Source organism: Bacillus sp. PS108, from assembly GCF_037963335.1.
In the GTDB taxonomy this organism is placed as follows: domain Bacteria; phylum Bacillota; class Bacilli; order Bacillales; family Bacillaceae; genus Bacillus; species Bacillus subtilis.
The window spans coordinates 57,179-83,742 of the sequence record NZ_CP150155.1; the positions used below are offsets into that span (position 1 = coordinate 57,179).

The window sequence follows — 26,564 nt, forward strand, 5'->3', positions numbered from 1 at the left end:
AAATTCGGAGGTTTATCCATGTCTAATCAATACGGAGATAAGAATTTAAAGATTTTTTCTTTGAATTCGAATCCAGAGCTTGCAAAAGAAATCGCAGATATAGTTGGAGTTCAATTAGGGAAATGTTCTGTCACAAGATTTAGTGACGGGGAAGTCCAAATTAATATCGAAGAAAGTATTCGTGGATGTGATTGTTACATCATCCAGTCTACAAGTGACCCCGTTAACGAGCATATTATGGAACTGCTGATTATGGTAGATGCGTTAAAACGCGCTTCTGCAAAAACGATTAACATTGTTATTCCTTATTACGGTTATGCGCGTCAAGACAGAAAAGCAAGATCCCGTGAGCCAATCACAGCTAAACTTTTCGCTAACCTGCTTGAAACAGCCGGTGCGACTCGTGTGATTGCACTTGACCTGCATGCGCCGCAAATTCAAGGATTCTTTGATATACCGATTGACCACTTAATGGGTGTTCCGATTTTAGGAGAATATTTTGAAGGCAAAAATCTTGAAGATATCGTCATTGTTTCACCAGACCATGGCGGTGTGACACGTGCCCGCAAACTGGCTGACCGACTAAAAGCGCCAATTGCGATTATCGATAAACGCCGTCCGCGTCCAAACGTGGCGGAAGTCATGAATATTGTAGGTAACATCGAAGGGAAGACTGCTATCCTCATCGATGACATTATTGATACTGCAGGTACGATTACACTTGCTGCTAATGCGCTCGTTGAAAACGGAGCGAAAGAAGTATATGCATGCTGTACACACCCTGTACTATCAGGCCCTGCGGTAGAACGGATTAATAATTCAACAATTAAAGAGCTTGTTGTGACAAACAGCATCAAGCTTCCTGAAGAAAAGAAAATTGAACGCTTTAAGCAGCTTTCAGTCGGACCGCTTCTGGCCGAAGCGATTATTCGCGTTCATGAGCAGCAATCTGTCAGCTACCTTTTCAGCTAAACCGATTTTGAAAGGTTTAAACCTTTATCGTTTTGGGTATTGTTTGTAATAGGACAACTAAAACGACAATAGGATGGTGCTGAATATGGCAACTTTAACGGCAAAAGAAAGAACGGACTTTACTCGTTCGTCTCTTCGGAATATCCGTACTTCAGGACATGTTCCAGGTATCATATATGGGAAGGATACGGGCAACAAACCTGTGTCACTAGACAGTGTGGAGCTCATCAAAACGCTGAGGGACGAAGGCAAAAATGCAGTCATTACGCTTGAGGTCAGCGGAGAAAAACACTCAGTCATGGTAACAGACCTGCAGACGGACCCGCTGAAAAATGAAATCACTCATGCTGATTTTCAAGTAGTTAATATGAGTGAGGACATTGAAGTGGAAGTTCCGATTCATCTGACCGGAGAAGCCATTGGAGTGAAAAACGGAGGCGTACTGCAGCAGCCGTTATATGCACTTACTGTAAAGGCCAAGCCAAAAGCCATTCCGCAAACGATTGAGGCTGATATTTCAAGCCTCGATGTAAATGAAGTACTGACGATTGCGGATTTGCCTGCTGGCGGTGACTACTCCTTTAATCATGAATCAGATGAGGTTGTGGCTTCAATCCTTCCTCCGCAGCAGCAGGAAGCAGCTGAGGTCGATGAAGAGGAATCTGCCGATGCTCAGCCAGAAGGTGAAAACGAACAATAATAGCTTAAGGCGTAACCCTCCCGCGGTTACGTCTTTTGTGCTAGAATGAGAAGAATTATAGCCCGATTATGAAGACGGGAGTTATGTGACTAAGGGAGGATTCGCCATGCTTGTGATTGCCGGTCTCGGAAACCCGGGGAAGAACTATGAAAATACACGGCATAATGTCGGATTTATGGTGATAGATCAGCTTGCAAAGGAATGGAATATAGAGCTGAATCAAAATAAATTTAACGGATTATACGGAACCGGATTTGTTTCCGGCAAAAAGGTTCTACTTGTTAAACCGCTTACATATATGAATTTATCAGGAGAATGTTTGCGGCCTTTAATGGACTACTATGATGTCGATAACGAAGATTTGACAGTCATTTACGACGACCTTGACCTTCCTACTGGCAAGATCCGTTTAAGAACGAAAGGAAGCGCCGGAGGGCACAATGGCATCAAATCACTGATCCAGCATCTTGGAACATCCGAGTTTGACCGTATCCGCATCGGAATCGGCCGGCCTGTAAACGGCATGAAGGTCGTTGATTATGTGTTAGGCTCCTTTACCAAGGAGGAGGCACCTGAGATCGAAGAAGCGGTTGATAAATCTGTGAAGGCTTGTGAGGCTTCTTTGAGTAAACCGTTTTTAGAAGTCATGAACGAATTTAACGCAAAGGTATAAAATGTAACAACAAAGTCCATACTACACCAAAATGACTTTTTCATCAGGAGGTCCCTTGTATGGCTTTGCATTATTATTGTCGTCATTGCGGAGTGAAAGTAGGTAGTCTCGAATCTTCAATGGTATCGACAGACTCACTTGGATTTCAGCACTTAACAAATGAGGAAAGAAACGATATGATTTCTTATAAAGAAAATGGAGATGTCCATGTTTTGACGATATGTGAAGACTGCCAAGAGGCGCTTGACCGAAATCCGCATTACCACGAATATCACACATTTATTCAATAAAAAGCTTTGGTGTAGACACTAGACCAAAGCGTTTTTCTGTTCTCGCAGGAAACAGAGAGGAGGGGCCATATGGACAACATTCAAACCTTTATAAAAGAAAGCGATGACTTTAAATCCATCATCAACGGTTTACACGAGGGCCTGAAGGAACAGCTGCTCGCGGGTCTGTCGGGTTCCGCGCGTTCTGTTTTTACTTCTGCTCTGGCTAATGAAACGAATAAGCCTATCTTTCTCATCACCCATAACTTATATCAAGCCCAGAAAGTAACAGATGATCTGACTTCACTTCTAGAGGATCGGTCTGTCCTTTTGTACCCCGTCAATGAACTCATTTCATCAGAAATCGCAGTTGCAAGCCCTGAATTGCGGGCGCAGCGATTAGATGTCATTAATAGACTAACGAATGGAGAAGCGCCAATTGTCGTTGCTCCGGTAGCTGCAATCAGAAGAATGCTGCCGCCTGTTGAGGTGTGGAAAAGCAGCCAGATGCTCATTCAAGTAGGCCATGATATTGAACCTGACCAGCTTGCCTCACGGCTGGTAGAGGTAGGGTATGAGCGGTCTGATATGGTTTCTGCGCCCGGGGAATTCAGTATTCGCGGGGGAATCATTGACATTTATCCGCTGACTTCAGAGAATCCGGTGAGAATTGAACTTTTTGACACCGAGGTGGATTCAATCCGCAGCTTTAATTCAGATGATCAGCGGTCAATTGAGACCCTTACCTCGATCAATATCGGTCCCGCGAAGGAATTAATTATCAGACCGGAAGAAAAAGCGCGGGCGATGGAGAAAATCGATAGTGGTCTTGCCGCGAGCTTGAAAAAATTAAAGGCTGACAAACAAAAAGAAATACTTCATGCGAATATTTCTCACGATAAAGAACGCTTGTCTGAAGGCCAGACAGATCAGGAGCTCGTGAAGTATCTCTCATATTTCTATGAAAAGCCTGCTAGTTTACTAGATTATACACCTGATAATACACTTCTGATTTTGGATGAAGTCAGTCGGATTCATGAGATGGAAGAACAGCTTCAAAAAGAAGAAGCGGAGTTTATAACAAATCTTCTTGAGGAAGGGAAGATTTTGCATGACATTCGTTTGTCATTCAGCTTCCAAAAAATAGTGGCTGAGCAAAAACGGACTCTGCTGTACTACTCTTTATTTTTGCGGCATGTACACCATACGAGCCCGCAAAATATCGTCAATGTGTCAGGCCGGCAAATGCAGAGTTTCCATGGCCAAATGAACGTGCTTGCGGGCGAAATGGAGCGTTTTAAAAAATCAAATTTCACTGTTGTGTTCTTAGGAGCAAACAAGGAACGTACGCAGAAATTGTCATCTGTTTTGGCTGATTATGATATCGAGGCCGCCATGACAGACAGCAAAAAAGCGCTTGTTCAGGGACAGGTCTATATCATGGAAGGCGAGCTCCAATCGGGATTTGAGCTGCCGTTAATGAAGCTTGCCGTTATCACGGAAGAAGAACTGTTCAAAAACCGTGTAAAGAAGAAGCCGCGAAAACAGAAGCTTACCAATGCAGAGCGCATCAAAAGCTATTCTGAGCTTCAAATTGGAGATTATGTCGTTCATATTAATCACGGGATCGGAAAATACCTGGGGATTGAGACTCTTGAAATCAACGGCATTCATAAAGACTATTTAAATATACATTATCAGGGCAGTGACAAGCTTTACGTCCCTGTAGAACAAATTGATCAGGTCCAAAAATATGTCGGCTCCGAAGGAAAAGAGCCAAAGCTGTATAAATTAGGCGGAAGTGAATGGAAGCGGGTCAAGAAAAAAGTAGAGACATCCGTTCAGGATATTGCTGATGACTTAATTAAGCTGTATGCCGAAAGAGAAGCGAGCAAGGGCTATGCGTTTTCTCCTGACCATGAGATGCAGCGTGAATTCGAATCGGCTTTCCCTTATCAAGAGACTGAGGATCAGCTCCGTTCGATTCACGAAATCAAAAAAGACATGGAAAGAGAACGTCCGATGGACCGCTTGCTGTGCGGAGATGTGGGCTACGGTAAAACAGAGGTTGCCATACGTGCCGCGTTTAAGGCGATCGGTGACGGAAAGCAGGTAGCTCTGCTCGTTCCGACAACAATTTTGGCACAGCAGCACTATGAAACCATAAAAGAGCGCTTCCAGGACTATCCGATTAATATCGGCCTTCTCAGTAGGTTCAGAACGCGAAAAGAAGCAAACGAAACAATCAAAGGGCTGAAAAACGGAACGGTTGATATCGTCATCGGGACGCATCGGCTGCTATCAAAGGATGTCGTGTATAAAGACTTAGGGCTCCTCATCATTGATGAAGAGCAGCGTTTCGGTGTAACCCATAAAGAAAAGATCAAGCAAATAAAAGCCAATGTTGATGTATTAACGTTAACAGCAACACCGATTCCGCGTACGCTGCATATGTCTATGCTTGGCGTAAGGGACCTTTCAGTCATCGAGACTCCGCCGGAAAATCGCTTCCCCGTACAGACGTATGTTGTGGAATATAACGGCGCTCTTGTCAGAGAGGCGATTGAACGTGAGCTTGCACGCGGAGGCCAGGTCTATTTCTTGTACAACCGGGTAGAGGACATTGAGCGGAAAGCGGATGAAATTTCAATGCTAGTCCCTGACGCGAAGGTAGCATATGCGCATGGGAAAATGACAGAAAATGAATTAGAAACCGTTATGCTAAGTTTCCTTGAAGGAGAATCAGACGTTCTCGTCAGCACAACCATTATCGAAACTGGCGTGGACATCCCGAACGTCAATACGCTGATCGTATTTGACGCCGACAAGATGGGACTTTCTCAGCTTTACCAGCTGCGGGGGCGTGTCGGCCGTTCTAACCGTGTGGCGTATGCGTACTTCACGTATCGCCGGGATAAAGTGCTGACAGAAGTGGCTGAAAAAAGGCTGCAGGCTATTAAAGAATTCACAGAGCTAGGTTCCGGTTTTAAAATCGCAATGCGTGACTTAACGATTCGCGGAGCTGGGAATCTTCTTGGTGCCCAGCAGCATGGCTTCATCGATTCGGTCGGATTTGACCTCTATTCACAAATGCTGAAGGAGGCCATTGAGGAGCGTAAAGGAGACACAGCGAAGACAGAGCAGTTTGAAACAGAAATTGATGTCGAGCTTGATGCGTATATTCCGGAAACTTATATTCAAGACGGCAAACAGAAAATTGATATGTATAAACGCTTCAGGTCTGTGGCGACAATCGAAGAGATGAATGAGCTTCAAGATGAAATGATCGACCGCTTTGGAAACTATCCAAAAGAAGTCGAATACTTGTTTACTGTTGCAGAAATGAAAGTCTATGCGAGACAGGAACGTGTCGAGCTGATTAAGCAGGATAAAGATGCTGTCAGATTGACGATTTCTGAAGAAGCAAGTGCTGAAATTGACGGGCAGAAGCTGTTTGAGCTTGGCAATCAATATGGCAGACAAATCGGACTGGGAATGGAAGGGAAAAAACTCAAAATCTCCATACAGACGAAAGGCCGTAGTGCTGATGAATGGCTCGACACCGTGCTGGGCATGCTGAAGGGCTTAAAAGATGTGAAAAAGCAAACCATTTCATCAACGTAAATTTTGTTACTCTCTGGTGTATATTACATTTGATGTGACGGATACTAATTTCAAGCGAGGCGGAAGGTACATAAAGTAACTGCTTTAGGTCTTTCCCACATGTATATACCATCAAATGAAAGAGAGGCACCAGAGATGAAAGCAACCGGTATCGTACGTCGTATTGATGACTTAGGTCGGGTCGTGATTCCTAAAGAAATTCGAAGAACTCTGAGAATCAGGGAAGGCGATCCGCTTGAGATTTTTGTAGATCGTGACGGAGAAGTGATTTTGAAAAAGTACTCTCCGATCAGTGAGCTTGGAGACTTTGCAAAGGAGTATGCAGACGCGCTTTACGACAGCCTCGGCCATTCAGTGCTGATTTGTGATCGTGATGTATATATTGCCGTGTCCGGCAGCTCCAAAAAAGATTACTTAAACAAGTCAATCAGCGAAATGCTGGAAAGAACAATGGATCAGCGCAGCTCCGTGCTTGAGAGTGATGCGAAATCAGTACAGCTTGTGAATGGAATTGATGAGGACATGAATTCTTATACTGTAGGCCCAATTGTGGCGAACGGTGATCCGATAGGTGCTGTGGTGATCTTTTCAAAAGATCAGACAATGGGCGAAGTAGAGCATAAAGCCGTTGAAACAGCAGCTGGATTTTTGGCTCGTCAAATGGAACAGTAGGTCTTATTCCTTTCTTCGAAAATAGGTATGTAAAGAACAGCTCTCCTTGGGACGCTGTTCTTTTTCATGCGTGCCGAAAAAGGAATCCAAGGGTTGGGATGTGGTATAATAACCTCGTTTTTATTTGTGCCGCGGTAATACGTGAACCGTATTGCCCCTGACGTTGGGAAGGAGCTTTTGGATGGACGATTCAATAGGCGTTAAACGGCATTGGATTTGGCAGGGGGCTTTTGTTTTAATTCTGGCAGGCATCATCACAAAAATTTTAAGCGCTGTTTACAGAGTCCCGTTTCAAAACATTGTCGGCGATGTTGGATTTTATATATATCAGCAGGTATATCCCTTTCTTGGTATTGCGGTCATGCTGTCCACATCAGGATTTCCAGTCATTATTTCAAAGCTGATGAATGATTATAGTGAAAAAAATCATCACACCATATTAAAAATATCAGCGTTATTTTTGTCTTTAATCGGTATTTTATTATTTCTTTGTTTATATCTGGGTGCTGTTCCTATTGCACTCTTTATGGGGGATTCGCATCTAGCCTTGTTAATTCAAGTGACCGCGTACGCGTTTCTGCTGTTCCCATTTGTCGCGTTGCTTAGAGGCGGTTTTCAGGGGCGGCAGGAAATGCTCCCTTCAGCCTTATCACAGATGACAGAGCAGTTTCTGCGTGTTGCAGTGCTCTTGGGTTTATCATTTTGGCTCGTGAAAAAGGGAGCCTCGCTTTATACTGCGGGAGCGGCAGCCGCTTCAGGCTCTCTTGCCGGAAGTTTGGTTGCATTGATGATACTGGGTTTTTTTTGGTTTAAAACGAAAAGAGACAACCAAACGGATAGGCAAAACGAAAATGTCATCACAACAAAAGAATTGACGAAAAAACTGCTTTTATATTCGGTTACAATTTGTGTAAGCAGTTTGCTGCTTTTGTTTATCCAGCTCGTTGATGCTTTGAATTTATATGCATTGCTTTCGGGTGGTGAGGCAAGCGAAGAAGCAAAACGCTTAAAGGGGATCTATGATCGGGGACAACCCTTGCTGCAGCTCGGCTCAGTTTTTGCCGTAAGCATTGCGACGTCACTCGTTCCGTATATTTCTATGGCTGTAAAAAACAAAGAGCTGAAGATCATGAAAGAAAAAATCACGTCATCTTTGAAACTATGCCTTGTGCTCGGTACAGGCGCATCGGCTGGGTTGATTTGCATTCTTAAGCCGGTTAATATCATGCTGTTTCAAAATGGAGAAGGGACAGGTGCGTTACAAGTATTTAGCTGCTCCATTTTATTTGCATCCTTGGCGGTAACGGCAGCGGCAGTCTTACAGGGAGCGGGGTACACAGTTTTTCCTGCGATAGCGGTGGGCGCGGGTGTTGCAGTGAAATGGGTGTTAAACACACTTTTGGTTCCGCGCTATGGGATTGAAGGCGCATCGCTTGCGACAGCTGCTTCCTTTGCGGCTGTCGCCGGCCTTAACTTGTATCAGCTTCGGCAAAAGGAATGGCTCGATAAGCTTAGAGGCGTTTTGATTCCGATTATTGGATCTGCTCTTTTGATGTCAGCTGTTTTGCTTGCGTATACGCGTCTCTGGACTTTCTTGTTTCCTGCAACAGGAAGAGGAGCGGCTGTGATTGAGAGTCTTTCTGCTGTTGCCATTGGTGGCGCGGTGTTTATTTATTGTATGATGAGATTGGGAATATTTACAGATGAAGAGCTGAACAGTGTGCCATTCGGCAGCAAGTTAAGCAAATTCATGAGAAGGAGAGAACAAAATGGCGGGTAAAATTACAGTCGTCGGACTTGGTGCCGGAGACATGGACCAATTGACAATTGGTATACACAAGCTGCTGACGAAGGCAGATACGCTGTATGTCAGAACCAAGGATCATCCTTTAATTGAGGAGCTTGAAAAAGAAACGAAGAACATCCGTTTCTTTGATGATATATATGAGAAACATGATCAGTTCGAGGCGGTATATGAAGAAATTGCGGATACCCTCTTTGAAGCGGCGCGGCGTGAGGACGTGGTTTATGCTGTGCCGGGACATCCGTTTGTCGCAGAAAAAACAGTTCAGCTGCTGACGGAGCGGCAGGAAAAGGAAAACGTTCAAGTGAAAGTCGCGGGGGGACAAAGTTTCCTTGATGCTACATTCAATGCCTTGCAAATTGACCCGATTGAAGGTTTTCAATTTGTGGATGCCGGCACATTGTCCGCGGATGAGCTTGAGCTCAGACATCATCTGATCATATGTCAGGTTTACGACCAAATGACGGCTTCTGAAGTCAAGCTGACATTGATGGAGAAGCTGCCTGATGATTATGAGGTCGTCATTGTGACTGCAGCAGGCAGCCGTGGCGAGGAGATCAGGACAGTGCCATTATTTGAGCTGGACCGCAATGTCGCCTTGAACAACTTAACAAGTGTGTATATTCCGCCGATTAAAGAAGAGAAGCTGCTTTATCACGAATTCTCCACGTTCCGAAGCATCATCAGAGAGCTTCGCGGACCTAATGGATGTCCGTGGGATAAAAAGCAGACGCATCAGTCATTAAAGCAGTACATGATTGAAGAATGTTATGAGCTTCTCGAAGCTATTGACGAAGAAGACACAGACCATATGATCGAAGAGCTTGGCGACGTTTTGCTTCAGGTCTTGCTTCACGCACATATTGGTGAAGATGAAGGTTATTTCACAATTGATGATGTCATAAAAGGAATCAGTGAAAAAATGGTCCGAAGACATCCCCATGTGTTTAAAGATGTTAAGGTTCAGGATGAAAACGATGTTTTGGCCAATTGGGAAGATATAAAAAAGGCCGAAAAAAATACGTCTGAATCATCGTTACTAGACAGCGTACCGAAAACCCTTCCAGCTCTTTCGAAAGCTGCTAAATTGCAGAAAAAAGCAGCGAAGGTCGGTTTTGACTGGGAAGACGTCAGCGATATTTGGGAAAAGGTAAGTGAGGAAATGAAGGAATTTTCTTCTGAGGTTTCTGAAGCTCCTCACGAACACAATCTTAAAGCTGAGTTTGGCGACATTTTGTTCGCGCTGGTGAATGTAGCCCGCTTCTACAAAATAGAGCCAGAGGAAGCGCTGACCATGACTAATGACAAATTCCGGAGACGGTTCTCGTACATTGAGGAAACAGCGAAGGAAAAGGGAGTCGAGCTGGCTGATATGTCCCTTGAGGACATGGACAAACTGTGGAATGAAGCAAAAGAAACTGAGAGGAGATCATAGATATGAGATTAGATAAATTTTTGAAAGTATCACGGCTGATCAAACGGCGTACACTAGCGAAGGAAGTAGCTGACCAAGGACGAATCTCTATTAACGGAAACCAAGCTAAAGCAAGCTCTGACGTAAAACCGGGAGATGAACTAACGGTCCGCTTCGGCCAAAAGCTTGTAACGGTTCAAGTTAATGAATTGAAAGACACGACGAAAAAAGAAGAAGCTGCAAACATGTACACGATTCTAAAAGAAGAAAAACTCGGCGAATAGGCTTGTTCTAAAAAAATCCCCCACCTCATACAATGCAGTAATAATGCTAAAAGTATCGAGGATATGGGGGCTGAATAGATGAATTCATATTATGATCAAAAAGGTTCTTCGTCTGTTCCGGAACAGCATGATGTGACAATGAAAGGCCGGAAGCATTTAGATATTTCTGGGGTTAAGCATGTGGAGAGTTTTGATAACGAAGAATTCCTGCTGGAAACGGTGATGGGAATGCTCTCCGTCAGAGGCCAAAACCTGCAGATGAAAAATCTTGATGTGGAAAAAGGGATTGTTTCGATTAAAGGCAGGGTATTTGATTTAGTGTACTTAGACGAACAACAAGGGGATAAAGCTAAAGGGTTTTTTAGCAAGTTGTTTAAATGACGCTGACGACACAATTCTATACAATGCTGGCGATGTCCGGTATGGGTCTCTGGCTTGGTGCTTCGCTTGATACATACCGGCTCTTTGTCATTCGTGCCAAAACAGCCAGATGGCTATTATTTATTCATGATATTCTTTTCTGGATTGTGCAAGGGCTGCTTTTCTTTTATGTCTTGCTTCATGTAAATGAGGGAGAATTCAGGATTTACATCTTTTTAGCGGTTCTGCTGGGCGTTGCGACGTATCAGAGCCTTTGCAAACGAATCTATATAAAAATACTGAAATTCGTCATTTACCTTGTTGTTTCTGTTTATCAATTCTTCAAAAAACTCATTCAGCACGTGTTATTTCGTCCTATTGTGTGGACATGCGGAGCGATCATCTGGATGGCGGCATTTTTATTCAAGAAAACATACAGCCTGATAGGTTTTCTCCTGCTGTGTCTATATAAAATAGTCATGGTTCTGTGTTTTCCGATCCGTTTTATCGCGAAACAATGTTTGAAACTTCTTCCTGTGAAAATGCGTCTAACTTTTAGACGTTATTTTGAAAAAGGTGCAGGATTTCTCAAAAAGAAGAAGAAACTATTGATAACCATAAGAACGACCATTACACGGTTTTTGAAGAAATGAAAGGAGGACCGTCTGGTTTGAATTTTTCCAGGGAACGAACGATAACTGAAATACAAAACGACTATAAAGAACAAGTAGAACGGCAAAATCAGCTGAAGAAACGAAGACGCAAAGGGCTGTACAGACGGTTAACTGTATTCGGCGCCCTAGTATTCCTGACGGCAATTGTGCTGGCAAGCTCTGTATGGTCCCAAACATCTTCCCTTAGTGCAAAAGAAGAAAAGAAAGAACAGCTTGAAAAAGAACTCAAAAGTTTAAAGACAAAACAAACGGATTTAAAAGAAGAAATATCCAAATTGAAGGATGAAGATTACGTCACAGAGCTTGCCAGAAGGGACTTATTCATGTCTGGAGACGGAGAAATTATCTTCAATGTGGAGAAGAAGAGCAAGTAGCCTTGTTGACACTTAAATTTTTATTTAGGTATAATTAAGCAAACGATCTTTTTATAAGCCTAAGGAGGAGCACTTTTTTTATGTCGATTGAAGTTGGCAGCAAGTTGCAAGGGAAAATTACAGGTATTACAAATTTTGGAGCATTTGTTGAATTGCCTGGAGGCTCAACCGGTCTCGTTCACATTAGTGAGGTAGCTGATAATTATGTCAAAGACATTAACGACCACTTAAAAGTCGGCGACCAAGTTGAAGTGAAAGTCATCAACGTTGAAAAAGACGGGAAAATTGGTTTATCTATTAAAAAAGCTAAAGACCGTCCGCAAGCCAGACCTAGAAATGATTTCCGTCCGAAAGAATCTTTTGAACAGAAAATGAATAAGTTTTTAAAAGACAGCGAAGATCGCTTGTCATCTTTAAAACGCAATACGGAATCAAAACGTGGAGGGCGCGGAGCAAGAAGAGGATAACTTGCTGCTTTCTATAAAATAAATGAAGCATCCGTTCATCCCGACGGATGCTTTTTTATTATCCTCACCCTCTTTAAGAGTCAGAAAATTACAACATTAAAGTTTCTGTTGACGAAAGAGACAAACCTTTGTATTATATAACTTGTGCTTAGAAGCACAAAACAATATGGCGGTGTAGCTCAGCTGGCTAGAGCGTACGGTTCATACCCGTGAGGTCGGGGGTTCGATCCCCTCCGCCGCTACCATATTTGTTTGGCCCGTTGGTCAAGCGGTTAAGACACCGCCCTTTCACGGCGGTAACACGGGTTCGAATCCCGTACGGGTCATCCTAAAAAATCGGTTTCTCTTGCAGAAGCCGATTTTTTTCATTTTTAGACAACATTCCAGAAATTCTTTTGATAAACGAATATCAAGGCAGAAACCGTCGAAGATTTCTTTGGTATTGTTACCTTCTTTTGACAAAATCCTATCTGTGCTTTCGCTATAATGACAGGCAACGAATATAACAGGTGGGAGATGAGAGGAATGGAAAAAGCAGAAAGAAGAGTGAACGGGCCAATGGCGGGACAAGCTTTGGAAAAACTCCAATCGTTTTTTAACAGGGGCACGAAGCTGGTGACTCATCATTTGCATTCACTGTTTTTCTATAAAGGATTCATTTATGTTGTTATCGGATTTTTGCTTGGACGGGCTTTCATATTATCCGAGGTGCTTCCTTTCGCACTTCCTTTCTTTGGAGCGATGCTTCTTATCAGAAGAGACAAAGCGTTTTATGCGGTTTTGGCTGTGCTTGCAGGTGCGCTGACCATATCTCCAAAGCACTCATTGCTCATACTGGCTGCATTGCTGGCATTCTTCGTATTTTCTAAAGTGGCTGCCTTCATTACCGACGATCGTGTAAAAGCACTCCCGATTGTCGTGTTCTTCTCCATGGCTGCAGCAAGAGCCGGGTTTGTTTATGCCCAAAATGGTGTATTTACAACCTATGATTATGTAATGGCTATCGTTGAGGCTGGACTATCGTTTATCTTAACACTGATTTTCCTTCAGAGCCTTCCGATTTTTACTGTGAAAAAAGTGAAACAATCATTAAAAATAGAGGAAATCATATGCTTTATGATTCTTATTGCCTCTGTTTTAACGGGGCTGGCCGGCTTGTCCTACCAAGGGATGCAGGCAGAACATATATTGGCTCGTTATGTTGTATTGAGTTTTTCCTTTATTGGCGGAGCAAGCATCGGCTGTACGGTTGGTGTTGTGACCGGCCTGATTCTTGGCTTGGCGAATATCGGAAACCTATATCAAATGAGTCTGCTTGCTTTTTCCGGTTTATTGGGCGGTTTGCTGAAGGAAGGAAAAAAAGCGGGTGCCGCAATCGGTCTTATCGTTGGATCACTGCTTATATCTTTATATGGTGAAGGCTCTGCCGGTCTGATGACAACGCTCTATGAGTCATTAATCGCAGTCGGCCTGTTTTTGCTCACACCTCAATCTATTACAAGGAAAGTGGCGAGATATATTCCGGGAACTGTCGAGCATCTTCAAGAGCAACAGCAATACGCTAGAAAAATCCGTGATGTCACTGCTCAGAAGGTAGACCAGTTCTCCAATGTATTTCACGCGCTGTCTGAAAGCTTTGCAACCTTTTACCAAGCATCAGACGAACAGACAGATGACAGCGAAGTTGATCTGTTCTTAAGCAAAATCACGGAGCATTCCTGTCAGACGTGCTACAAGAAAAACAGGTGCTGGGTACAGAACTTTGATAAAACATATGACTTAATGAAACAAGTTATGCTTGAAACAGAGGAAAAAGAATATGCATCAAACCGAAGGCTGAAAAAAGAGTTTCAACAGCATTGTTCTAAATCCAAGCAGGTTGAAGAGCTGATTGAGGATGAGCTCGCACATCATCATGCCCACTTGACACTCAAGAAAAAAGTCCAAGACAGCAGGCGTCTTGTTGCTGAACAGCTTTTAGGCGTTTCTGAAGTCATGGCCGACTTTTCTCGGGAAATAAAAAGAGAGCGAGAACAGCACTTTCTGCAGGAAGAGCAAATCATAGAGGCGCTTCAGCATTTCGGAATTGAGATTCAGCATGTTGAGATCTATAGTCTTGAACAAGGAAATATCGATATTGAAATGACCATTCCGTTCAGCGGACATGGAGAAAGTGAAAAAATCATTGCCCCTATGCTGTCTGACATTCTGGAAGAACAAATTCTTGTGAAAGCCGAACAGCACTCTCCGCATCCGAATGGATACAGCCATGTCGCCTTTGGATCAACAAAATCATACAGGGTGTCCACGGGAGCTGCTCACGCTGCGAAGGGCGGCGGCCTTGTCTCCGGCGACAGCTACAGCATGATGGAGCTTGGAGCCAGAAAATATGCTGCAGCAATCAGTGACGGAATGGGCAATGGCGCAAGAGCGCACTTTGAAAGCAATGAAACGATCAAGCTTCTTGAAAAAATCCTTGAATCGGGAATTGATGAAAAAATAGCAATTAAAACGATCAACAGCATACTGTCTCTAAGGACAACTGACGAAATATATTCCACGCTTGACCTGTCTATTATCGATCTTCAAGATGCCAGCTGTAAATTTTTGAAGGTTGGATCGACGCCTAGCTTTATCAAACGGGGTGACCAGGTCATGAAAGTTCAAGCGAGCAATCTGCCAATCGGTATAATTAATGAATTCGATGTGGAGGTTGTGAGTGAACAGCTGAAAGCGGGTGACCTCTTAATTATGATGAGTGATGGCATTTTTGAGGGGCCTAAGCATGTGGAAAATCACGACTTATGGATGAAACGTAAAATGAAAGGGTTGAAAACAAATGACCCGCAGGAGATTGCCGATTTGCTTATGGAAGAAGTCATCCGCACAAGATCCGGCCAAATTGAGGACGATATGACTGTTGTTGTTGTCCGGATTGATCACAATACACCGAAGTGGGCATCCATTCCTGTTCCGGCAATCTTTCAAAACAAACAAGAAATTTCATAACGCTTCCGTATAAATCAAATTTCTTCTGGCGAAGATGGGAATATATGAATCTGAGAATCCTCGTATTCTCCAGGAGGAATGAATGTGAACAACGGACATTTAAATCAAATTTTGCTGATAACGGATGGCTGCTCAAACCATGGGGAAGACCCGCTTGCAATGGCTGCTTTTGCTAAAGAGCAGGGGATTACGGTAAATGTCATTGGTATAATGGAAGAAAATCAAATTGACCCTGAGGCAATGAAGGAAGTCGAAGGGATTGCACTTGCCGGAGGAGGCGTGCACCAAGTCGTTTATGCATCTCAGCTTTCACAAACTGTTCAAATGGTAACAAAAAAAGCGATGACGCAAACCTTACAAGGTGTAGTCAATCAAGAACTGAAACAGATTCTCGGAAAGAATGTGGAAATGGAAGAGCTTTCTCCGGAAAAACGCGGCGAAGTCATGGAAGTGGTAGACGAGCTTGGAGAAACGGTGCATCTTCAGGTTTTGGTTCTTGTTGATACAAGTGCAAGTATGGCTCCAAAGCTTCCAACAGTAAAAGAGGCCCTGATTGATTTGTCTGTAAGCCTCAATTCCCGAATTGGGAATAACGAATTTGCGATGTGTATATTTCCCGGGAAAAAACAAGAGGTCGAGCTTGTGCTGAACTGGACACCGAAGCTGCAATCTCTTTCCACACTCTTTGAAAAGCTTTCGACAGGCGGCATCACGCCGACAGGTCCCGCGATTCGTGAAGCGACACTGCAGTTTGAAAAAATACGCTCAAGAAGGGGCATGCTGGCAGATGATGAACGACGCTTTGACGAGTTTGGCATGTAGCCTCAAGCCGGGTACTACAATCAAAGGCAAGTGGAATGGAAACACTTATACATTGCGTAAACAGCTTGGTAAAGGGGCCAATGGAATTGTGTATTTGGCAGAAGCATCAGATGGACATGTTGCCTTAAAGGTGAGTGATGACAGCCTGTCTATTACTTCTGAAGTGAATGTCTTGAAATCTTTCTCAAAGGCCCAGTCCGTTACGATGGGGCCTTCTTTTTTTGATACGGATGATGCCTATATTCCCAGTACCAATACGAAAGTTTCATTTTATGCAATGGAATACATAAAAGGGCCGCTGCTTTTGAAGTATGTCAGTGATAAAGGAGCAGAGTGGATACCGGTATTAATGATTCAGCTGTTATCCAGCTTATCGGTGCTTCACCAGCAAGGATGGATATTCGGCGATCTTAAACCTGATAATCTGATCGTAACTGGTCCGCCCGCAAGGATCCGCTGCATTGATGTGGGCGGCACGACAAAGGAAGGCCGGGCGATAAAAGAGTATACGGAATTTTATGACAGAGGCTATTGGGGGTATGGAACAAGAAAGGCAGAGCCATCCTATGATCTGTTCGCAGTTGCCATGATTATGATCAACAGTGTGCATAAAAAAGAATTTAAGAAAACGAACCAGCCCAAAGAACAGCTTAGGTCTCTCATCGAAGGAAACCCGCTGCTTCAAAAGTATAAAAAAGTGCTTTTTTCAGCCTTGAATGGAGATTATCAATCCGCAGATGAAATGAAAAAGGATATGCTAGACGCGGGGCAAAAAGCAGCACAAAGAAAACAGCCTATAAAAGCATCACCGCAGCCTGCCACACGACAAAGACAGCAAAAACCGCGCCAAGGAAAAATAACGAAGACGCGATATACCCCAAAACAGAAACCGGCTAAGTCGGGGGGGTTATTTGAAACAACGCTTATTGTGATCAGTGTTTTAGCGCTTTATTTCGCCTATATTATCTTTTTCTTAATCTGAATGGCGCAAACTGCAGAGCTTATGCTTCTTCTTTGCTTGGAGGGGTTGAAAGTGTTAGGATATGAATATCTTTAAAATACCTGCTCATTGTGAGGAGGACATTGTGAAAAGTGTCAAAGATTTTTTAAACAAACACAATCTTACGTTAAAAGGGGCGACAATCATTGTAGGCGTTTCCGGCGGTCCGGACTCAATGGCTCTTCTTCACGCGTTGCATACGTTATGCGGCCGTTCAGCGAATGTTATTGCAGCTCACGTTGACCATCGGTTCAGAGGTGCGGAATCCGAGGAGGACATGCGTTTTGTCCAAGCTTATTGTAAAGCTGAACAGCTCGTGTGCGAAACGGCTCAAATCAATGTAACCGCATATGCACAGGAAAAAGGACTCAATAAGCAGGCTGCAGCACGCGATTGCCGCTACCAGTTTTTTGAGGAAATCATGTCGAAGCACCAAGCGGACTATCTGGCTCTTGCGCATCATGGTGATGACCAGGTTGAAACAATGCTTATGAAACTGGCTAAGGGTACGCTTGGAACGGGACTTGCGGGAATGCAGCCGGTTAGACGTTTTGGGACGGGGCGGATCATCAGGCCGTTCTTAACCATTACAAAGGAAGAGATCCTTCACTATTGCCGTGAAAACGGCTTGAGCTACCGGACGGATGAAAGCAACGCCAAAGATGACTACACAAGAAACAGATTCAGAAAAACAGTGCTCCCGTTTTTGAAGCAGGAATCTCCGGATGTGCATAAAAGGTTTCAGAAAGTGAGTGAAGCACTGAGGGAAGATGAGCAATTCTTACAGTCATTAACGAAAGATGAAATGAATAAAGTAATCACAAGCCAGTCTAATACATCAGTTGAAATCAATTCCTCTCAATTGCTTGCCCTCCCGATGCCTTTACAAAGAAGAGGAGTTCAACTAATATTAAACTATCTTTATGAAAACGTTCCATCATCCTTTTCAGCCCATCACATTCAGCAGTTTCTCGATTGGGCGGAAAATGGCGGTCCTTCAGGAGTACTGGACTTTCCGAAAGGGCTGAAGGTGGTCAAATCATATCAGACATGTTTGTTTACATTTGAACAATGGCAGTGCAAAAATGTTCCCTTTGAATACCAAATTAGCGGAGCTGCTGATGAAACGGCAGTGCTCCCTAATGGATATCTGATAGAGGCAAAGCATTATGCGGACTCGCCTGAAGAACATGGGAATGCTGTTTTTATCACAAGTGAAAAAAAGGTGCAGTTTCCCTTAACAATCCGGACGAGAAAAGCTGGAGACCGGATCAAACTAAAAGGGATGAACGGCTCAAAAAAGGTAAAGGATATATTTATTGATAAGAAACTGCCTCTCCAAGAAAGAGACAACTGGCCGATTGTGACGGACGCAAGCGGTGAAATTATCTGGATACCTGGCTTGAAAAAATCAATTTTTGAAGATCTTGTGATTCCAAACAGCGACCGCATTGTATTACAATATAGACAGCATGAAAAGTGTAGGGGGCAAGCAAAATCATGATGAAACATGATATCGAGAAAGTACTGATCTCAGAGGAAGAGATACAAAAGAAAGTAAAAGAGTTAGGTGCAGAATTAACGAGCGAGTATCAAGATACATTTCCGTTGGCAATCGGTGTGTTAAAAGGAGCACTTCCTTTTATGGCGGATCTTATCAAGCATATTGATACATATTTGGAAATGGATTTCATGGATGTATCAAGCTACGGAAATTCTACGGTTTCTTCTGGAGAAGTAAAAATCATTAAAGATTTGGATACATCTGTAGAGGGCCGGGACATCTTAATTATTGAAGATATCATCGACAGTGGGTTAACCTTAAGTTATCTCGTAGAGCTCTTCCGATACCGTAAAGCAAAATCAATTAAGATTGTTACCCTTTTGGATAAACCGAGCGGAAGAAAAGCGGACATCAAAGCAGACTTTGTCGGTTTTGAAGTTCCTGACGCGTTTGTAGTGGGTTACGGACTTGATTATGCTGAGCGCTATCGCAATCTGCCTTATATCGGAGTGTTAAAACCGGCAGTTTATGAAAGCTGATCGGCAGCCTGCTTCCGAGATGGTTATTGTTTGTATTGGAATGATTTTCTATGGTACTATTGAACATAGTTGTGCTTACTGTGGGAGGAGGTAAGGAATGAATCGGGTCTTCCGTAATACCATTTTTTATTTACTTATTTTATTAGTAGTAATCGGGGTTGTGAGCTACTTCCAGACCTCAAATCCGAAAACAGAAAATATGTCGTACAGTACGTTCATCAAAAACCTGGATGACGGGAAAGTTGATAGCGTATCGGTTCAGCCTGTCAGAGGTGTTTATGAGGTAAAAGGGCAGCTGAAAAACTACGACAAAGATCAATACTTTTTGACTCATGTTCCTGAAGGAAAGGGAGCAGACCAGATATTTAACGCTTTGAAAAAGACAGACGTAAAGGTTGAGCCCGCGCAAGAAACAAGCGGATGGGTGACGTTCCTGACGACCATCATCCCATTTGTCATTATCTTTATTCTGTTTTTCTTCCTGCTCAATCAGGCTCAAGGCGGCGGCAGCCGTGTCATGAACTTTGGCAAGAGTAAAGCGAAGCTGTATACAGAGGAAAAGAAACGCGTCAAATTTAAAGACGTTGCAGGGGCTGACGAAGAAAAGCAAGAACTTGTTGAAGTTGTTGAGTTTCTGAAAGATCCCCGCAAGTTTGCCGAGCTCGGCGCCAGAATACCGAAAGGCGTGCTTTTAGTCGGGCCTCCGGGTACCGGTAAAACATTGCTTGCCAAGGCTTGTGCGGGAGAAGCCGGCGTACCTTTCTTCAGCATCAGCGGATCTGATTTCGTTGAAATGTTTGTAGGGGTCGGTGCTTCCCGTGTGCGTGACTTGTTTGAAAATGCGAAAAAGAATGCGCCTTGTTTGATCTTCATTGATGAAATTGACGCAGTCGGACGCCAGCGTGGCGCTGGTCTCGGCGGTGGACACGATGAACGTGAACAGACGCTAAACCAATTGCTTGTTGAAATGGACGGATTCAGCGCTAATGAAGGAATTATCATCATTGCTGCGACGAACCGTGCGGACATCTTGGACCCAGCCTTACTTCGTCCGGGACGTTTTGACCGTCAAATTACAGTGGACCGTCCAGATGTCATTGGCCGTGAAGCTGTATTGAAAGTCCATGCGAGAAACAAACCGCTGGATGAAACGGTTAACCTAAAATCAATTGCCATGAGAACACCAGGCTTCTCGGGCGCTGACTTAGAAAACCTCTTGAATGAAGCTGCGCTTGTAGCGGCTCGTCAAAACAAGAAAAAAATCGATGCGCGTGATATTGACGAAGCGACGGACCGTGTAATTGCCGGACCCGCTAAGAAGAGCCGCGTTATCTCCAAGAAAGAACGCAATATCGTGGCTTATCACGAAGGCGGACACACCGTTATCGGTCTCGTTTTAGATGAGGCAGATATGGTTCATAAAGTAACGATTGTTCCTCGGGGCCAGGCTGGCGGTTATGCTGTTATGCTGCCAAGAGAAGACCGTTATTTCCAAACAAAGCCGGAGCTGCTTGATAAAATTGTCGGCCTCTTGGGCGGACGTGTTGCTGAAGAGATTATCTTCGGTGAAGTCAGCACAGGGGCGCACAATGACTTCCAGCGTGCGACGAATATTGCAAGACGAATGGTTACGGAATTCGGTATGTCAGAAAAACTGGGACCATTGCAATTTGGACAGTCTCAGGGCGGTCAGGTATTCTTAGGCCGTGATTTCAACAACGAACAGAACTACAGTGATCAAATCGCTTACGAAATTGATCAGGAAATTCAGCGCATCATCAAAGAATGTTATGAGCGTGCGAAACAAATCCTGACTGAAAATCGTGACAAGCTTGAATTGATTGCCCAAACGCTTCTGAAAGTTGAAACGCTTGACGCTGAACAAATCAAACACCTTATCGATCATGGAACATTACCTGAGCGTAATTTCTCAGATGATGAAAAGAACGATGATGTGAAAGTAAACATTCTGACAAAAACAGAAGAAAAGAAAGACGATACGAAAGAGTAATTCGCTTTCTTTCTAAAAAAACTGCCGGCTGACGCTGGCAGTTTTTTTATGTAAATGATGTGCTCAGGTGCGGCTTTTACAATCATCCAATTCTGGTATCGATTTGTTTACAAATGAGCCGCTGATCGTGTATGGTATTGTAGAATGTTTGTAAAAAGTAAAGTAGAGAAACTATTCAAAAGTGGTGATAGAGGTTGTTACTGGTTATCGATGTGGGGAACACCAATACTGTACTTGGTGTATATCATGATGGAAAATTAGAATATCACTGGCGTATAGAAACAAGCAGGAATAAAACAGAAGATGAGTTTGGGATGATTTTGCGCTCCTTATTTGATCACTCAGGGCTTATGTTTGAACAGATAGATGGCATTATTATTTCGTCAGTAGTGCCGCCAATCATGTTTGCGTTAGAAAGAATGTGCACAAAATACTTTCATATCGAGCCGCAAATTGTTGGTCCAGGTATGAAAACCGGTTTAAATATAAAATATGACAATCCGAAAGAAGTGGGGGCAGACAGAATCGTAAATGCTGTCGCTGCGATACACTTATATGGCAATCCATTAATTGTTGTCGATTTCGGAACCGCCACAACGTACTGCTATATTGATGAAAACAAACAATACATGGGCGGGGCGATTGCCCCTGGGATTACGATTTCGACAGAGGCGCTTTACTCGCGTGCAGCAAAGCTTCCGCGTATCGAAATCACCCGGCCCGACAATATTATCGGAAAAAACACTGTTAGCGCGATGCAATCTGGGATTTTATTTGGCTATGTCGGCCAAGTAGAAGGAATCGTTAAGCGAATGAAATGGCAGGCAAAACAGGAACCAAAGGTCATTGCGACAGGAGGCCTGGCGCCGCTTATTGCGAACGAATCAGATTGTATAGACATCGTTGATCCATTCTTAACCCTAAAAGGGCTGGAATTGATTTATGAAAGAAACCGCGTAGGAAGTGTATAGGAGGTTTAGTAATGGATTATTTAGTAAAAGCACTTGCGTATGACGGAAAAGTTCGGGCTTATGCAGCGAGAACGACTGATATGGTAAATGAGGGGCAGAGACGCCATGGTACGTGGCCGACAGCATCCGCTGCATTGGGCCGCACAATGACAGCTTCACTTATGCTCGGCGCTATGCTGAAGGGCGATGATAAGCTGACTGTGAAAATCGAGGGCGGAGGTCCGATCGGAGCTATTGTAGCTGATGCCAATGCCAAAGGAGAAGTCAGAGCCTATGTCTCTAACCCGCAAGTTCATTTTGATTTAAATGAACAAGGCAAGCTTGATGTCAGACGTGCGGTTGGAACAAACGGAACGTTAAGTGTCGTAAAAGATTTAGGTTTGCGCGAGTTCTTCACAGGACAAGTAGAAATCGTTTCAGGAGAATTAGGAGATGATTTCACTTACTATCTTGTATCATCTGAGCAGGTTCCTTCATCAGTGGGCGTAGGTGTGCTCGTGAATCCTGACAATACCATTCTTGCGGCAGGGGGCTTTATTATTCAGCTGATGCCGGGAACAGATGATGAAACAATCACAAAAATTGAACAGCGTCTATCTCAAGTAGAGCCGATTTCTAAGCTCATCCAAAAAGGGCTGACACCAGAAGAAATTTTAGAAGAAGTCCTAGGCGAGAAACCTGAGATTTTGGAAACGATGCCTGTCAGATTCCATTGCCCTTGTTCAAAAGAACGGTTCGAAACAGCCATTTTAGGACTAGGCAAAAAAGAAATTCAAGATATGATAGAAGAAGATGGACAAGCCGAAGCAGTATGCCATTTTTGTAATGAAAAGTACTTATTTACAAAAGAAGAGCTGGAAGGGCTTCGTGACCAAACTACCCGCTAAGCTCTTTAGCGGGTTTTTAATTTGAGAAAAGGGGCTGAAAGCAGGTTTGAAATCAAGAACAATCTGGACCATTATTTTAGGGGCGCTGTTGGTTTGCTGTATTGCTGTTGCATATACGCTGACGAAATCCCAAGCCGGCGCATCGTCATCCGGTGAGTCTATTGCGACTATCGGGGGCAAGAGTGTGACAAGAGAAGAATGGCTGAAAGAAATGGAAGATCAGTATGGTAAGTCAACGCTTGAAGATATGATCAATGTCCGAGTTGTTGAGCAGCTGGCTAAAAAGAACAACCTTAAAATATCCAAAAGCGAAGTTGATCGTGAGTTTTTGCTGATTAAAGCGGTCAATAATTCCTTTTACGAAGATGAACATACGACGGAGAAAGAGTGGAAAGACCAAATTCGTTATAATATCCTCCTTGAGGAATTGTTAACAAGGGATATCGATATCTCAAACAAAGAATTGGAATCATTCTATAATAAAAATAAGGAACTATATCAGTTTGATGATTCGTATCGAATTCGGCACATTGTTGTAAAAGATGAAGAAGAAGCGAGAGAAGTCCTGAAAGAACTGAAAGGCGGATCAAGCTTTGAAGCTGTCGCTGCCGAAAGATCCACTGACAGATATACATCACCATACGGCGGAGATTTAGGTTTTGTCACAGAGGCATCAGACAACATTCCATCAGCATACATTGAAGAGGCGAAAACACTCAAAGAGGATGAATGGTCTCAGGAACCAATAAAGGTCAGCAACGGATATGCCATTATCCAGCTGAAAGAAAAACTAAAGGCAAGAACGTTCTCATTTGATGAAGTAAAGGACCAGATCAGACGGCAAATCGCAATGGATCAGCTAGGCGATAAAGCGACAGTTAAGACACTTTGGAAAGAAGCCGATGTATCTTGGTTTTATGGGGAAAAAAGTACTAAGTGATTGACAAAAAATTTTGAAATTGATAGATTATATACATAATACCAATACAAATAGTCGGAAATTGAGGTGTCGAGAATGGTACGTGTAGCAAACTCCATTACTGAATTAATTGGGAATACGCCAATCGTTAAATTAAATCGCCTTGCAGATGAAAACAGTGCGGATGTATATCTAAAACTTGAATACATGAACCCTGGAAGCAGTGTAAAAGACCGTATCGGTTTAGCCATGATTGAAGCGGCTGAAAAAGAAGGAAAATTAAAAGCCGGTGATACGATCATTGAACCGACAAGCGGAAATACAGGAATCGGGCTTGCAATGGTTGCTGCTGCTAAAGGATTAAAAGCCATTTTGGTTATGCCTGATACAATGAGCATGGAGCGCCGCAACCTTCTTCGCGCATACGGTGCTGAGCTTGTGCTGACTCCTGGTGCGGAAGGCATGAAAGGTGCCATTAAGAAAGCTGAAGAGCTTGCTGAAAAGCACGGATACTTTGTGCCGCAGCAGTTTAACAACCCTTCTAACCCAGAAATTCACCGCCAAACAACTGGTAAAGAAATCGTTGAGCAATTCGGTGATGACCAGCTTGACGCATTTGTAGCCGGAATCGGAACGGGCGGAACGATTACGGGAGCGGGTGAAGTGCTGAAGGAAGCATACCCTTCCATCAAGATTTACGCTGTTGAACCGTCAGATTCCCCAGTGCTTTCAGGAGGAAAACCAGGCCCCCACAAAATTCAGGGAATCGGAGCTGGATTCGTGCCGGACATCTTAAACACTGAAGTATATGATGAAATCTTTCCTGTGAAGAATGAAGAAGCATTCGAATATGCCCGCAGAGCTGCACGTGAAGAAGGAATTCTCGGAGGCATCTCATCAGGTGCGGCAATTTATGCTGCTCTTCAAGTAGCAAAAAAACTCGGAAAAGGCAAAAAAGTATTGGCCATCATTCCAAGTAACGGCGAACGTTATTTAAGCACGCCGCTGTATCAATTCGATTAAAAAAAGCCAAAACTCCCGGTCCGCCGGGAGTTTTTTTATATTTCGTGCATCAAATATGCCATGTCTGCGACGAATGTTATTCTTGGAAGAGAAATTCACTTTTTTCACTAACAACATTGCTTTACAATTAAAAACAAGTAAAAAAGAAAATAGAGGAATGATACAAATGGCACAACGCAGACCGGCAGGCAAAAAAGTACCTTTTCAAAAAGACTCATTCTTACAACAATTTGAGAAACTTGCGCAATCCCGGAAACATCATGTACTTCTTGAAAGTGCAAGAGGCGGCAGATATAGTATAGCCGGTCTTGATCCAATTGCGACTGTGAAAGGAAAAGACGGAATAACTACAATTAAGCATGGTGATGAGATGCTGTTTAAAGAAGGTGATCCATTACGGGCCTTCCACAGCTGGTTTAAAACGCTGGAAACAGAAACGAATCATGAGTTCCCTGACTTTCAAGGCGGGGCAATCGGGTTTCTCAGCTATGATTACGCACGGTACATTGAAAATTTTAAAATGCTCTCATTAGATGATCTAGAAACACCAGATATTTATTTTCTTGTTTTTGATGATATAGCAGTTTATGACCATCAAGAAGAGTCTCTATGGCTGATTACTCATGTTAATGGTTCTGATCATGAAACAGCGGATGTGAGGCTATCTGAGTTAGAGCAGATGTGGCTGACTGAGCTTCCCGCTGTCTCTTCGCGAAAGATGAAGCATGAAACAGATGGTTCCTTCGCGGCGCCATTTACCGAGGATGGGTTCTCACAAGCTGTAGAGAAAATCAAACAATACATTGCCAGCGGAGATGTGTTTCAAGTCAATCTATCAATAAGGCAGTCACAGTCACTGTCTGCCCACCCATATCAAATTTACAAAACCTTGAGAGAAGTAAATCCTTCTCCTTATATGGCGTATTTAGAAACACCTGATTTCCAAATCATTTGCGGATCGCCTGAACTGCTTGTCAGCAAAAAGGGCAAGCTATTAGAGACGAGACCGATTGCGGGCACCCGTTCCAGAGGGAAAACAAATGAAGAAGACGAGGCGCTTGCAAACGAATTGATACACAATGAAAAAGAACGCGCGGAACATGTCATGCTGGTTGATCTTGAGCGAAATGATCTGGGAAGAGTATCACGGTACGGGTCTGTGCGCGTAAATGAATTCATGGCAATTGAAAAATACTCGCATGTGATGCACATTGTGTCTAATGTCCAAGGTGAACTGCAGGATGGGTATGACGCTGTAGATATTATTCATGCTGTGTTTCCCGGAGGAACCATTACTGGTGCACCGAAAGTCAGAACGATGGAAATTATAGAAGAACTTGAGCCGACACGCCGAGGGCTTTATACTGGATCTATAGGGTGGTTTGGATATAATCACGATCTGCAGTTTAATATCGTCATTCGAACCATTTATGCAACCGGAGGGCAGGCATTTATGCAGTCCGGCGCAGGAGTTGTGATTGATTCTGTTCCGAAGCACGAATACAAGGAATCATTCAAAAAAGCTTTTGCGATGCAAAGAGCATTAGAGCTGAGCAAAGAAGAGACAAAAATTAGATGAGGTGAGCGGAGAA

At 43.5% G+C, this 26,564-nt stretch carries 24 protein-coding genes and 2 tRNA genes; all 26 read left to right on the top strand.

The features are described 5' to 3' along the window. Nucleotides 1-18 precede the first annotated feature (18 nt). On the top strand, nucleotides 19-972 hold the full coding sequence (locus NSQ16_RS00315; protein ID WP_003218353.1) for a ribose-phosphate diphosphokinase: 954 nt from the start codon (nucleotides 19-21) through the stop codon (nucleotides 970-972). 85 nt (nucleotides 973-1,057) lie between these two features. Further along, nucleotides 1,058-1,672, top strand: a complete 615-nt coding sequence (locus tag NSQ16_RS00320) for a 50S ribosomal protein L25/general stress protein Ctc (protein ID WP_003243443.1) — start codon at nucleotides 1,058-1,060, stop codon at nucleotides 1,670-1,672. A 106-nt stretch (nucleotides 1,673-1,778) separates the two neighbouring features. Continuing rightward, nucleotides 1,779-2,345: an aminoacyl-tRNA hydrolase gene (gene pth / locus NSQ16_RS00325; protein WP_003226727.1), complete on the top strand. Its 567-nt coding sequence runs from the start codon at nucleotides 1,779-1,781 to the stop codon at nucleotides 2,343-2,345. A gap of 59 nt (nucleotides 2,346-2,404) precedes the next feature. Further along, a complete protein-coding gene (gene fin, locus NSQ16_RS00330; RefSeq protein ID WP_003243417.1) occupies nucleotides 2,405-2,635 on the top strand; it encodes an anti-sigma-F factor Fin in 231 nt (76 codons plus the stop codon). Nucleotides 2,636-2,704: 69 nt separating this feature from the next. Beyond that, nucleotides 2,705-6,238 carry a transcription-repair coupling factor gene (mfd, locus tag NSQ16_RS00335; RefSeq protein WP_106074235.1) on the top strand — a complete coding sequence of 1,178 codons (3,534 nt, stop codon included), beginning with the start codon at nucleotides 2,705-2,707 and terminating at the stop codon, nucleotides 6,236-6,238. A 135-nt stretch (nucleotides 6,239-6,373) separates the two neighbouring features. Next, the gene (spoVT, locus tag NSQ16_RS00340) at nucleotides 6,374-6,910 is read left to right on the top strand and encodes a stage V sporulation protein T (RefSeq protein ID WP_003218365.1); all 537 of its coding nucleotides are present in this window, start codon (nucleotides 6,374-6,376) and stop codon (nucleotides 6,908-6,910) included. A gap of 181 nt (nucleotides 6,911-7,091) precedes the next feature. Then, nucleotides 7,092-8,690 (top strand): polysaccharide biosynthesis protein, encoded by a 1,599-nt coding sequence (locus NSQ16_RS00345; RefSeq protein ID WP_230488016.1) that lies wholly within the window; start codon nucleotides 7,092-7,094, stop codon nucleotides 8,688-8,690. Next, nucleotides 8,680-10,149 carry a nucleoside triphosphate pyrophosphohydrolase gene (gene mazG / locus NSQ16_RS00350; RefSeq protein ID WP_085187857.1) on the top strand — a complete coding sequence of 490 codons (1,470 nt, stop codon included), beginning with the start codon at nucleotides 8,680-8,682 and terminating at the stop codon, nucleotides 10,147-10,149. Before NSQ16_RS00345 ends, mazG begins: the two co-directional genes overlap by 11 nt. A gap of 2 nt (nucleotides 10,150-10,151) precedes the next feature. Continuing rightward, nucleotides 10,152-10,412, top strand: coding sequence for a S4 domain-containing protein (locus tag NSQ16_RS00355; protein ID WP_003226716.1), 261 nt, complete (start codon nucleotides 10,152-10,154; stop codon nucleotides 10,410-10,412). Between the two features lie 78 nt (nucleotides 10,413-10,490). After that, entirely contained in the window at nucleotides 10,491-10,793 is a 303-nt protein-coding gene (gene yabP, locus NSQ16_RS00360) for a sporulation protein YabP (protein WP_003226714.1), read from the top strand. After that, nucleotides 10,790-11,425 (top strand): spore cortex biosynthesis protein YabQ, encoded by a 636-nt coding sequence (gene yabQ, locus NSQ16_RS00365; protein WP_003226711.1) that lies wholly within the window; start codon nucleotides 10,790-10,792, stop codon nucleotides 11,423-11,425. Before yabP ends, yabQ begins: the two co-directional genes overlap by 4 nt. A 17-nt stretch (nucleotides 11,426-11,442) precedes the next feature. Next, nucleotides 11,443-11,820: a cell division protein DivIC gene (gene divIC / locus NSQ16_RS00370; protein WP_003243211.1), complete on the top strand. Its 378-nt coding sequence runs from the start codon at nucleotides 11,443-11,445 to the stop codon at nucleotides 11,818-11,820. 80 nt (nucleotides 11,821-11,900) lie between these two features. Next, a complete protein-coding gene (locus NSQ16_RS00375) occupies nucleotides 11,901-12,287 on the top strand; it encodes a S1 domain-containing RNA-binding protein (RefSeq protein WP_003218379.1) in 387 nt (128 codons plus the stop codon). A gap of 168 nt (nucleotides 12,288-12,455) precedes the next feature. Beyond that, a tRNA-Met gene (locus NSQ16_RS00380) sits at nucleotides 12,456-12,532 on the top strand. Nucleotides 12,533-12,541: 9 nt separating this feature from the next. Next, nucleotides 12,542-12,613 (top strand) — tRNA-Glu (locus NSQ16_RS00385). 199 nt (nucleotides 12,614-12,812) lie between these two features. After that, nucleotides 12,813-15,296 (top strand): stage II sporulation protein E, encoded by a 2,484-nt coding sequence (gene spoIIE, locus NSQ16_RS00390; RefSeq protein WP_047181970.1) that lies wholly within the window; start codon nucleotides 12,813-12,815, stop codon nucleotides 15,294-15,296. Between the two features lie 84 nt (nucleotides 15,297-15,380). Then, nucleotides 15,381-16,118, top strand: a complete 738-nt coding sequence (locus NSQ16_RS00395) for a VWA domain-containing protein (RefSeq protein WP_085187851.1) — start codon at nucleotides 15,381-15,383, stop codon at nucleotides 16,116-16,118. Beyond that, a complete protein-coding gene (prkT, locus tag NSQ16_RS00400) occupies nucleotides 16,084-17,100 on the top strand; it encodes a serine/threonine protein kinase PrkT (RefSeq protein WP_029317179.1) in 1,017 nt (338 codons plus the stop codon). Before NSQ16_RS00395 ends, prkT begins: the two co-directional genes overlap by 35 nt. 103 nt (nucleotides 17,101-17,203) lie before the next feature. Continuing rightward, on the top strand, nucleotides 17,204-18,622 hold the full coding sequence (gene tilS, locus NSQ16_RS00405; RefSeq protein WP_339232513.1) for a tRNA lysidine(34) synthetase TilS: 1,419 nt from the start codon (nucleotides 17,204-17,206) through the stop codon (nucleotides 18,620-18,622). Beyond that, a complete protein-coding gene (hpt, locus tag NSQ16_RS00410; RefSeq protein WP_003226700.1) occupies nucleotides 18,619-19,161 on the top strand; it encodes a hypoxanthine phosphoribosyltransferase in 543 nt (180 codons plus the stop codon). The genes tilS and hpt overlap by 4 nt, the downstream gene beginning before the upstream one ends. 97 nt (nucleotides 19,162-19,258) lie before the next feature. After that, nucleotides 19,259-21,172, top strand: coding sequence for an ATP-dependent zinc metalloprotease FtsH (ftsH, locus tag NSQ16_RS00415; RefSeq protein WP_003243881.1), 1,914 nt, complete (start codon nucleotides 19,259-19,261; stop codon nucleotides 21,170-21,172). A gap of 194 nt (nucleotides 21,173-21,366) precedes the next feature. Continuing rightward, nucleotides 21,367-22,143 (top strand): type III pantothenate kinase, encoded by a 777-nt coding sequence (locus NSQ16_RS00420; protein ID WP_106611066.1) that lies wholly within the window; start codon nucleotides 21,367-21,369, stop codon nucleotides 22,141-22,143. Nucleotides 22,144-22,154: 11 nt separating this feature from the next. Then, nucleotides 22,155-23,030: a redox-regulated molecular chaperone HslO gene (gene hslO, locus NSQ16_RS00425; RefSeq protein WP_003226695.1), complete on the top strand. Its 876-nt coding sequence runs from the start codon at nucleotides 22,155-22,157 to the stop codon at nucleotides 23,028-23,030. Between the two features lie 46 nt (nucleotides 23,031-23,076). Beyond that, nucleotides 23,077-23,970 carry a peptidyl-prolyl cis-trans isomerase gene (locus tag NSQ16_RS00430; RefSeq protein ID WP_024571698.1) on the top strand — a complete coding sequence of 298 codons (894 nt, stop codon included), beginning with the start codon at nucleotides 23,077-23,079 and terminating at the stop codon, nucleotides 23,968-23,970. 75 nt (nucleotides 23,971-24,045) lie between these two features. After that, nucleotides 24,046-24,972, top strand: coding sequence for a cysteine synthase A (cysK, locus tag NSQ16_RS00435; RefSeq protein ID WP_003218399.1), 927 nt, complete (start codon nucleotides 24,046-24,048; stop codon nucleotides 24,970-24,972). A 166-nt stretch (nucleotides 24,973-25,138) separates the two neighbouring features. Then, nucleotides 25,139-26,551, top strand: coding sequence for an anthranilate synthase component I family protein (locus NSQ16_RS00440; RefSeq protein WP_015715110.1), 1,413 nt, complete (start codon nucleotides 25,139-25,141; stop codon nucleotides 26,549-26,551). Nucleotides 26,552-26,564: the final 13 nt, after the last annotated feature.